Raw genomic sequence first — 8,145 nt, forward strand, 5'->3', positions numbered from 1 at the left:
AAGTGAATGTCCTACACGATCGGGTTTCAGGCGAGGAACCAGCAGGCAGTTCTGGCGACCGAGGCGGCAACGGCCAATCAAGCCGTCGCCATCATTGCCGCGCTGCGGCAAAGCTCGGACGAAATAAAGTTCATCCGCTCGCCGCAGGAAGGCGACATGGGCATCGAGATGCTGCTGCTGCTTGCCAAGGAAGAGGCTGAGGAGATGCCGCAGCGGGCTTGAGTCCGCGGCTGCCACCACACTTCGACTAGAAGCGAAGCATGCCGGCTGCAGACTAGTGTAGTCAGGCGTCAGTCTCGCTCGCACCGAAGGTGGCCGCCCATGAAGCGCGAAGCGCTCCGCGTCGAACCGATCTCGTCCTTTCTCGACCGCCGCAATGCGCCGGTCTCGCCTGTAACGCGCGCCGGCAACATGATCTTCGTCGCCGGCCTGCCGCCGTTCGACCCGGAGACGGGCGAAATCGCGCAAATGCCGATCGAGCGTCAGAGCGAGATCGTCATGGAGCAGATGAAGCTGTGCCTCCAGACGGCCGGCGCCTCGCTCGACAACGTCATGAAGTGCAACGTCTACTGCACCTCGACGAAACATTTCGCCGCGTTCAACGCCATCTATGCCCGCTATTTCCCAATCGATCCGCCGGCGCGTATTTTTGTCGTCACGCCCGAATGGTTCGGCCCCTTCGACGTCGAGATCGACTGCATCGCGATGATGTGAGGTAAGCAGCCCTGCTAGGCACTTTGCTCGGAGGGCCTTGGGTTACACTCATGTGCTGTTGGCTCCGGCAAACTGAGGTCCCAGATCTTCCGTTCCAGAGCAATTAGCTTTGGTTCGAAACGGACGACCTTGGTCGCCAGGGCAGTATTGCACCAGAAGTCGATGTGGTGCAATCTTAGCTCGAAGTTCAGGTTGATCGCGCGCGAGGGGCGCATGAACGACGACGCGGATATGTCTGACTTGAAGCAGGTCAGGACAACGGGGGACTATAGTCCCGGTGTGGTCATGGGCAACTACGTCGTAAACAGCGTCCTGACTCCGACGTCTGTGCAATTATCGGAGGCGTTTCAGCTTCGTATTGAGTTTACTCCGAGCGATAAAGGCTATTTTACGGAACTCGGTGGACGGCCAGTTTTTGTAAATGGGTGTAAATTCGAACTCAACATCGGCAACGCTGGGCTGTCTGATCTAGTATTGGGAGCCTTCCGGCTTTCTGTATCTTGGGAAGATATTGCACCTATTGTCATGAGAGACAAAGAGCGCAGATATGGCGGCCTTTTCTTGCCGCATCAATTGTTCGTCGACCTCTACCGGGATGCTGCTCCGGGATGGTGGCTGATTTCGAACGGCAATAAGCACGATAGCCCGCGAGGTATTTTGGATGCGCGAAATGATTTGCTAGAATCGGGTGGAGGGCCACGACTGCGCTTCCGCCTAAAGCCGGGTGAGATCGAAGTAATAGAAGGAGGCATAATTCCAAAACAAGACGGTCTCTTCCGTGTGAGATTTGTCTTTGGCGTTAGCTCCCCGACGGACAAGCTATCAAAACAGACAAAGGAAGTTCTTATCGCGAGCGCGGATTCGATAAATGGGGATTGAATTCGACGAAGTCCAAGATCCTGAGAACTTCGGCGATTCTTCCGAGGAATTTGAGATCCTTGAGAGTCGGATGGAGGAGGCGCCGGTTGAAAGCAATGCTGCACTGAGTTCGATTCAGAGAGCGCGTCGCGCCGAAGCGTTGTTCGTGCAGAAGCTTGCTCTAGTCGGTAAAATCGCGCATGGAGCGGCCAACAATCAATTGAGTATCTTGGCCCTGAGTGATGGCATCACTTCGCATACGGTAAGTTGCTTAGGCGTGACGCGCGGAAGTGAAGACTACATGGTTCAGTATCACGATCCTTGGGGGCCTCGCGGATCATTTTTGCAGCAGGGCAACAATGTGGCCGGCTGCGCAGCTACAAATGTACATGAAAACGGACTTTGGGCCGTTTCTGCATTTCAATTGGCATCCGTATTAGATTCGGCGATCTTGGTTGGCTTAAAGGATGATGCAAATGAGCCCGGTGGAGATCAAAGCCCTGCCGAGAAGTGACGGGTTCTATCTGAGGGTGGACGGTATTGGTGCTCCATTCCGGTTTCGTCTAGGTGTGGGGGACGTTGCAAGGACAGATCACCAAAGTCATTTTCTATGGTCGGTACAGAATTCGCCCGTTGGCGGGTATTTAGTTCAATTTATACCGCACGGTATTGCGGCCGAGCCCGGTTCTGACGCCATGAATTCTCTTGCTGCCCATTTCCGATGGGAAGTCGACTTTTTACGAGATCGCTTAGGAATATTCGTTGATGAAAATAGAGCCGGATTTGCGTACCACGTATCGGGCGCTCCCATTCTTGCTTGGCTCAATGTTAATCCGAAGGCGACAGCCGAAGCGGGTGTGACGCCGTATGCGGCACAGGTCACGCTCCTTCACGAAACCAGCTTTCTTTTGCATTTCTCGGTGACTGGCTTTGGCGATGATTGGTGCGAAGAGGATTTAGCTGCGCAGGCGCGCCGCATAGCCTTCTCGTACTTCCCATTGGAGTGAGGCACATAATGTTACAATATTACGGGTAGGAGGCTCTCGGGATGACTAGATCTCAATTTAGCTTGGCTGCGCGAATTAAGAAGCCTATTCCGCTCGCAGCGCTTTCCGTTCTGACTTTGTGTGTCGTGGTCCTTGCTATTGTACGTGTAGGACAAGTCCAAGTCGGCGAGTTGGGCTATGTTGCCATAGGCGTTATGGCTTTGGTTGCCGTTCTAGCCGTCATTCTAGCGCTAGCACGCGGGGGAGGTGAGCCTTCGATGATCGAGACAAAGGGGAACTATAGTCCCGGCGAAGTGCGCGGTAACTACTCGATCGGCCCTTCAAAGCCGCCAGCGTCTGCGGACTTACCTGTCGTTCCTTCGGCAGACTCGATTCGTACGCAGGGGTCTCACAGCCCTGGCCGGGTTGGCGGCAACTACAGTGTAGACCGCGAAGGACCAAGCCCCAAAGAGTAGCAGGGGAGTCTGTTATAAGTGCCCAATCCCTTTTACTCTTGGTTTGCTATCGTTTGCTGATGTCACGACTGGTCTTGCGTTGGAGAGCGCCATCGTCGCCACGCTGACCACGCGCTCCACCACGTCCTCGACGTCATCGAGATCGCATTTGCCTTCCGACAGCTTGGTCAGCCGCTCGCTTTCGCGGATGGTGTGGTGCGCCATCGCGAGCGCGAAGTTGAGGCCCCAGTAGATATCGACGTCGCTGCGCTCGGGCAGGGCGCGGCGCATCGCGCCTGCGAATTTGCGCAAATGGTCGATTTCGCGGTTCTTGATGCGGCGGATCGGCGGCACGGATTCGATCGAGGCGCGGATCATGAAGCGCGCCGCGGTCGAGCGCTGGTTCTCGGGGCCGAGGCAGCCGCGCAAGGTCGGTCCGACCAGCGCGTGCAGGATCACCTCGATCGGCGCGCGGCCGCCGCCTTCTTCCTCCGCCGCCTTCAACTCGCGCAGGCGCTCGCGGTTGGTGGCGATCGAGCGGGTGACGAATAATTCCGCGATCAACTCGTCCTTCGAGCCGAAATGATAATTCACCGCGGCGAGGTTGACACCGGCCTCCGCGACGATGTCGCGCAGCGTCACATCGCCGAAGCCGCGATCGGCATAGAGCCGTTCGGCGGCGGCGAGAATGGCAGATCTCGTATGATCGCTGGCCATGAGGGTGCCCGGGGAGGGGAGTTGCAATTCAAACAGTTGTATGAAACTATCGTTTGAAGGCCGGAGATGTCAATCCGCAATCGGGATTCGTTCGCAACTCGCGAAGCCGGTTCCGAAGCGTCCGCGAGCTGCGTGCTTGCGGGCCGCGTGCAGGCGGTGGACAGTCCGGCGCAGAACAGTTTCGCAAAGAGAGACCGAGGAGCGTCCCATGGATTTCGATCTGTCCCCCAAGCAGAAGGAATGGCTCGACCGCGTGCAGTCGTTCATGACCAAGCACGTGCGTCCGGCGGTGCCGATCTATAACGAGCAGGACAAGGCCGGCGATCGCTGGAAGGTCATTCCGATCCTCGAAGACCTCAAGAAGAAGGCGAAGGCCGAAGGCCTCTGGAACATGTTCATGCCGCCGAACGAGCATGAGGACGACGAATTCCGCGGTGCGGGACTGACCAATCTCGAATACGCGCTGCTGTCGGAGCAGATGGGCCACATCTCCTGGGCCTCGGAAGTCTTCAACTGTTCCGCGCCCGATACCGGCAACATGGAAGTGTTCATGCGTTACGGCTCCAAGGAGCAGAAGCGCAAATGGCTGCGCCCGCTGATGGACGGCGAGATCCGCTCGGCGTTCCTGATGACGGAACCCGCGGTGGCCTCGTCGGACGCGACCAACATCGAGACCAGCATCAAGAAGGACGGCGATCACTACGTCATCAACGGCCGCAAATGGTGGTCGTCCGGCGTCGGCGATCCCCGCTGCAAGATCGCGATCCTGATGGGCAAGACCGATTTCAACGCCGCAAAACATCAGCAGCAGTCGCAGATCCTGGTTCCGCTCGACACCCCCGGCATCAAGGTCGAGAAGATGCTGCCGGTGTTTGGCTTCGACGACGCGCCGCACGGCCACGCCCAGGTGCTGCTCGAGAACGTGCGCGTGCCCAAGGAGAACATCCTGCTCGGCGAGGGCCGCGGCTTCGAGATTGCGCAGGGCCGCCTCGGTCCCGGCCGCATCCATCACTGCATGCGCACCATCGGCAAGGCCGAGGAAGCGCTGGAGAAGATGGTCAAGCGTCTGATGTCGCGCACCGCGTTCGGCAAGAAGATCGTCGAGCACTCCGTGTGGGAGCAGCGCATCGGCGAGGCCCGCACCAACATCGAGATGACGCGTCTGCTCTGCCTCAAGGCCGCCGACATGATGGACAAGGTCGGCAACAAGACCGCTCAGGCCGAGATCGCCATGATCAAGGTCGCGGCGCCCAACATGGCGCTGAAGATCATCGACGAGGCGATCCAGGCGTTTGGCGGCGCGGGCGTGTCGGACGAAGCGGGTCTTGCCAAGGACTACGCCGGCATCCGCACGCTGCGGCTCGCCGACGGTCCGGACGAGGTGCACAATCGCGCCATTGCCAGGCTCGAGGTTCGGAAGTATGCCAACTCTCCCAAGCATTAAGCGGGAGAGTCTTACGACGTTCCCGACTTGAAGAAACGGCAGGGCATGATCCCACTCGGAATGACCGCTTGACGCAAGTGCGCCAGCGGTTACCGATTAGGATCATGCTCGACCTGAAATGGTCAGGACTGAAGAGGGAGCGTCACCGTGGCTGACGGCGTCAGGAAAGACGAAGAATTCTCGGGCACCAAGCCGGTCGAGGAGCGTCATCGCTTCGACGAGCTGCGCCTGGAAGCCTGGATGCGCGACAACGTCGAGGGCTATGAGGGCCCGCTGGTCGTGCTCCAGTTCAAGGGCGGCCAATCCAATCCGACTTACCGGCTGAACACGCCGAAGCGTTCCTACGTGATGCGCCGCAAGCCGTTCGGCAAGCTGCTGCCCTCCGCGCATGCGGTCGATCGCGAATATCGCGTCATCGCGGCTCTTGGGAAACAGGGCTTCCCGGTCGCGCGCGCCTATGCGCTGTGCCAGGACGATGGTGTCATCGGCGCCGCCTTCTACATCATGTCGATGGAAGAGGGCCGTGTGTTCTGGGATCCGACGCTGCCGAGCCAGACGCCGGAGGATCGCCGCAAGATCTTCACCAGCAAGATCGAGACGCTGGCGAAACTGCACATGTACGATCCCACGGCGATCGGCCTCGGCGAGTTCGGCAAGCCCGGCAATTATTTCGCGCGACAGATCGACCGCTGGACTAAGCAGTATCGCGCGTCCGAGACCCAGCACATTCCGGAGTTCGAGAAGGTCGCCGAATGGCTGCCGAAGACGGTACCGGAACAGGCGCGCGTCTCGATCGTCCACGGCGACTATCGCCTCGACAACATGATTTTCCATCCGACGGAACCGCGCGTGCTGGCCGTGCTGGACTGGGAGCTGTCGACGCTCGGCGATCCCATGGCCGACTTCACCTATCTCTTGATGCAGTGGATCATGCCGGGCCTGGATGGCGCCGATCTCAAGGCGCTCAACATCCCGAGCGTGGAGGAAGCCGCGCAGATCTATTGCAACGTCACCAAGATGACGGTGCCGGATCTCAACTGGTACTTCGCCTACAATCTGTTCCGCCTCGCCGGCATCACCCAAGGCATCGCCGGCCGCGTCCGCGACGGCACCGCCGCCAACGCCAAGGCGCTGGAGTCAGCCAAGCGCACCGTGCCGCTTTCCAAGGCGTCATGGGAATACGCGCAGAAGGCAGGGGCGGTGTAGGAATGCGAAGGCGCGGCCGGTGGCCGGGCCTTCGCGTTGTGGTTCCCGGATGCTTCCGCAGTCTCCGTCATTGCAAGAGGAGCGTAGCAATCCAGAATCTGTCCGCAGCGGCAGTCTGGATTGCTTTGCTTCGCTCGCAATGACGAGCAACGTCTCAGCCCTTCACACAATGCGCGATCAGCTTCTCCACGAACCCCGCGCACTTCTCCAGCTCGGCCATCTCCACGAACTCATCCGGCGTATGCGCCTGCGCGATCGAGCCCGGGCCGATCACCACTGACGGCACATCAGCCATGCTGGCAAACAAGCTCGCCTCGGTGCCGAAGGCGACCTTGGCGTGGTCGTTGCGGCCCGCAAGGCTCTTGGCGAGCGTGACGATGGTCGCGTCGGCCGCGGTGTCGAGCGCGGGGTAGTCGAGGATCTCCTCGAAATCGATGCCGCATTCCGGGCTTCTCGCCTTCATCGCCGGTTCGATCTCGGCCTTGGCCCAGGCGACGATCGCATCTGTCACCTCGCGAGACTCGGTGATGCCGATGCCGCGGCATTCGAAATCCACCGTGCAGGTGTCGGGCACGATGTTCAGCGCGGCGCCGCCATGCACGATGCTGGTGAGCAGCGTCGAGTGCGGCACGTCGTAAAGGCTGTCGGTTGCGCGCACGGCCGCGAGTGCAACCGCGCGCCGTCGGATCTCGACGATCAACTCGGCCGCGTATTCGATCGCGTTGACGCCGTCGGGCGCAATCGAGGAATGGCGGGCGAGCCCGTGAAAGGTCGCGCGCACGCCGTGCTTGCCCTTGTGGCCGATGATGACCTTCATCTCGGTCGGCTCGCCGATGAAGGCGCCGAGCGGCCGGACCTTCTTCTTGGCAACCTCGCGCAGCATCGGCCGCACGCCGACGCAGCCGATCTCCTCGTCGTAGGAGATCGCCAGATGAATCGGTGTCGTGAGCTTGGCCTCCACCATCTCCGGCACCATGGCAAGGCACACGGCGACGAAGCCCTTCATGTCGGTGGTGCCGCGGCCGTAGAGCTTGCCGTCGCGTTCGACCAGCTTGAACGGATCGTGGCTCCAGTCCTGACCCACGACAGGCACGACGTCGGTATGGCCCGACAGCACCAGGCCCGGGCGGTCCTCGGGGCCGATCGTGACCCACAGCGAGGCCTTTTGCCCGGTCGCATCGGTGATGCGCTCGCTTTTGACGCCAAACGCGGCGAGGTAGCGCTCGATATGGGCAATCAGGGGCAGGTTGGTGCGATCGCTGACGGTGTCGAAGGCGACGAGGTCGGCGAGGAGTTTTCGAATCCGGTCGGGTCTTGGGCTTGGCATTTTCACAGTCTTGTCAGGGGTATGGAAGCTGAGGTGCTTGCAGGAACCATACCAACGCGGTGGCTGATTGCGCAAATCAACACGCACCCGTAGCCCGGGTGAGCGAAGCGATACCCGCGACCGCTGGCGGCGCGAATCCCGGATATTGCTTCGCTCATCCAGGCTACAAGACCTTGCGCTGCCCGACGGGCAAAACACGCCATCCATGGGTCCATGCCGGTCACCGAAAATATTCCACTTTACCGAAATTCGGAATTGGCTTATGTGTGCGGCATCCCGACCCAACGAAAGGGGCGTATCGCGATCGTCACGAACGCGGGTCGGGTGGCGGTGGACGTGGGTCACATCGGCGCCAAGGATTTTGCAGGGCGGGCAACCGTGAGCGAAACACCTGGCGCGCACGACCGGTGTGATCGGCGTACGGCAAAATCGTGTGGT

Annotated in this window: 9 protein-coding genes and 1 pseudogene; 8 read left to right on the forward strand and 2 right to left on the reverse strand. The window is 60.0% G+C overall.

The annotated features are described in order from the left end of the window. The first annotated feature begins 6 nt into the window (after positions 1 to 6). The 5 genes from C7G42_RS34155 (at position 7) to C7G42_RS34945 (ending at position 2,579) form a co-directional block, all read left to right on the forward strand. Positions 7 to 222, forward strand: coding sequence for a hypothetical protein (locus C7G42_RS34155; RefSeq protein ID WP_106953212.1), 216 nt, complete (start codon positions 7 to 9; stop codon positions 220 to 222). 99 nt (positions 223 to 321) lie between these two features. Further along, positions 322 to 714 (forward strand): RidA family protein, encoded by a 393-nt coding sequence (locus tag C7G42_RS34160; RefSeq protein ID WP_106953213.1) that lies wholly within the window; start codon positions 322 to 324, stop codon positions 712 to 714. 213 nt (positions 715 to 927) lie between these two features. Continuing rightward, complete coding sequence (locus C7G42_RS34165) at positions 928 to 1,593, forward strand: hypothetical protein (protein ID WP_147250322.1); 666 nt, start codon at positions 928 to 930, stop codon at positions 1,591 to 1,593. Next, positions 1,583 to 2,086: a hypothetical protein gene (locus C7G42_RS34170; protein WP_106953215.1), complete on the forward strand. Its 504-nt coding sequence runs from the start codon at positions 1,583 to 1,585 to the stop codon at positions 2,084 to 2,086. The genes C7G42_RS34165 and C7G42_RS34170 overlap by 11 nt, the downstream gene beginning before the upstream one ends. Then, positions 2,049 to 2,579, forward strand: a complete 531-nt coding sequence (locus C7G42_RS34945; protein WP_147250323.1) for a hypothetical protein — start codon at positions 2,049 to 2,051, stop codon at positions 2,577 to 2,579. The genes C7G42_RS34170 and C7G42_RS34945 overlap by 38 nt, the downstream gene beginning before the upstream one ends. Before the next feature lie 467 nt (positions 2,580 to 3,046). Here the strand turns inward: C7G42_RS34945 and C7G42_RS34175 are convergent, their stop codons facing one another. Continuing rightward, a complete protein-coding gene (locus tag C7G42_RS34175; RefSeq protein WP_106953216.1) occupies positions 3,047 to 3,730 on the reverse strand; it encodes a TetR/AcrR family transcriptional regulator in 684 nt (227 codons plus the stop codon). Positions 3,731 to 3,938: 208 nt separating this feature from the next. Between C7G42_RS34175 and C7G42_RS34180 the strand changes: the two genes are divergently transcribed. Together C7G42_RS34180 and C7G42_RS34185 are read left to right on the forward strand one after the other, a co-directional pair. After that, on the forward strand, positions 3,939 to 5,174 hold the full coding sequence (locus C7G42_RS34180) for an acyl-CoA dehydrogenase family protein (RefSeq protein ID WP_106953217.1): 1,236 nt from the start codon (positions 3,939 to 3,941) through the stop codon (positions 5,172 to 5,174). Positions 5,175 to 5,321: 147 nt separating this feature from the next. Next, the gene (locus tag C7G42_RS34185) at positions 5,322 to 6,380 is read left to right on the forward strand and encodes a phosphotransferase family protein (RefSeq protein ID WP_106953218.1); all 1,059 of its coding nucleotides are present in this window, start codon (positions 5,322 to 5,324) and stop codon (positions 6,378 to 6,380) included. Positions 6,381 to 6,534: 154 nt separating this feature from the next. Here the strand turns inward: C7G42_RS34185 and argE are convergent, their stop codons facing one another. Continuing rightward, on the reverse strand, positions 6,535 to 7,707 hold the full coding sequence (gene argE / locus C7G42_RS34190) for an acetylornithine deacetylase (RefSeq protein WP_106953219.1): 1,173 nt from the start codon (positions 7,705 to 7,707) through the stop codon (positions 6,535 to 6,537). Between the two features lie 213 nt (positions 7,708 to 7,920). On the opposite strand from argE, the pseudogene C7G42_RS35640 reads away from it, so the two are divergent. Then, positions 7,921 to 8,145: pseudogene (locus C7G42_RS35640) on the forward strand (hypothetical protein); the annotation flags it as partial.

The organism is Bradyrhizobium sp. MOS003, from assembly GCF_003020125.1.
In the GTDB taxonomy this organism is placed as follows: Bacteria; Pseudomonadota; Alphaproteobacteria; order Rhizobiales; family Xanthobacteraceae; genus Bradyrhizobium.

Bases quoted from the DNA above. Each gene is read 5' to 3' on its own strand.
- C7G42_RS34155 (WP_106953212.1), top strand. From the start codon at position 7: ATGTCCTACACGATCGGGTTTCAGGCGAGGAACCAGCAGGCAGTTCTG.
- C7G42_RS34160 (WP_106953213.1), top strand. From the start codon at position 322: ATGAAGCGCGAAGCGCTCCGCGTCGAACCGATCTCGTCCTTTCTCGAC.
- C7G42_RS34165 (WP_147250322.1), top strand. From the start codon at position 928: ATGAACGACGACGCGGATATGTCTGACTTGAAGCAGGTCAGGACAACG.
- C7G42_RS34170 (WP_106953215.1), top strand. From the start codon at position 1,583: ATGGGGATTGAATTCGACGAAGTCCAAGATCCTGAGAACTTCGGCGAT.
- C7G42_RS34945 (WP_147250323.1), top strand. From the start codon at position 2,049: ATGAGCCCGGTGGAGATCAAAGCCCTGCCGAGAAGTGACGGGTTCTAT.
- C7G42_RS34175 (WP_106953216.1), bottom strand. From the start codon at position 3,730: ATGGCCAGCGATCATACGAGATCTGCCATTCTCGCCGCCGCCGAACGG.
- C7G42_RS34180 (WP_106953217.1), top strand. From the start codon at position 3,939: ATGGATTTCGATCTGTCCCCCAAGCAGAAGGAATGGCTCGACCGCGTG.
- argE (WP_106953219.1), bottom strand. From the start codon at position 7,707: ATGCCAAGCCCAAGACCCGACCGGATTCGAAAACTCCTCGCCGACCTC.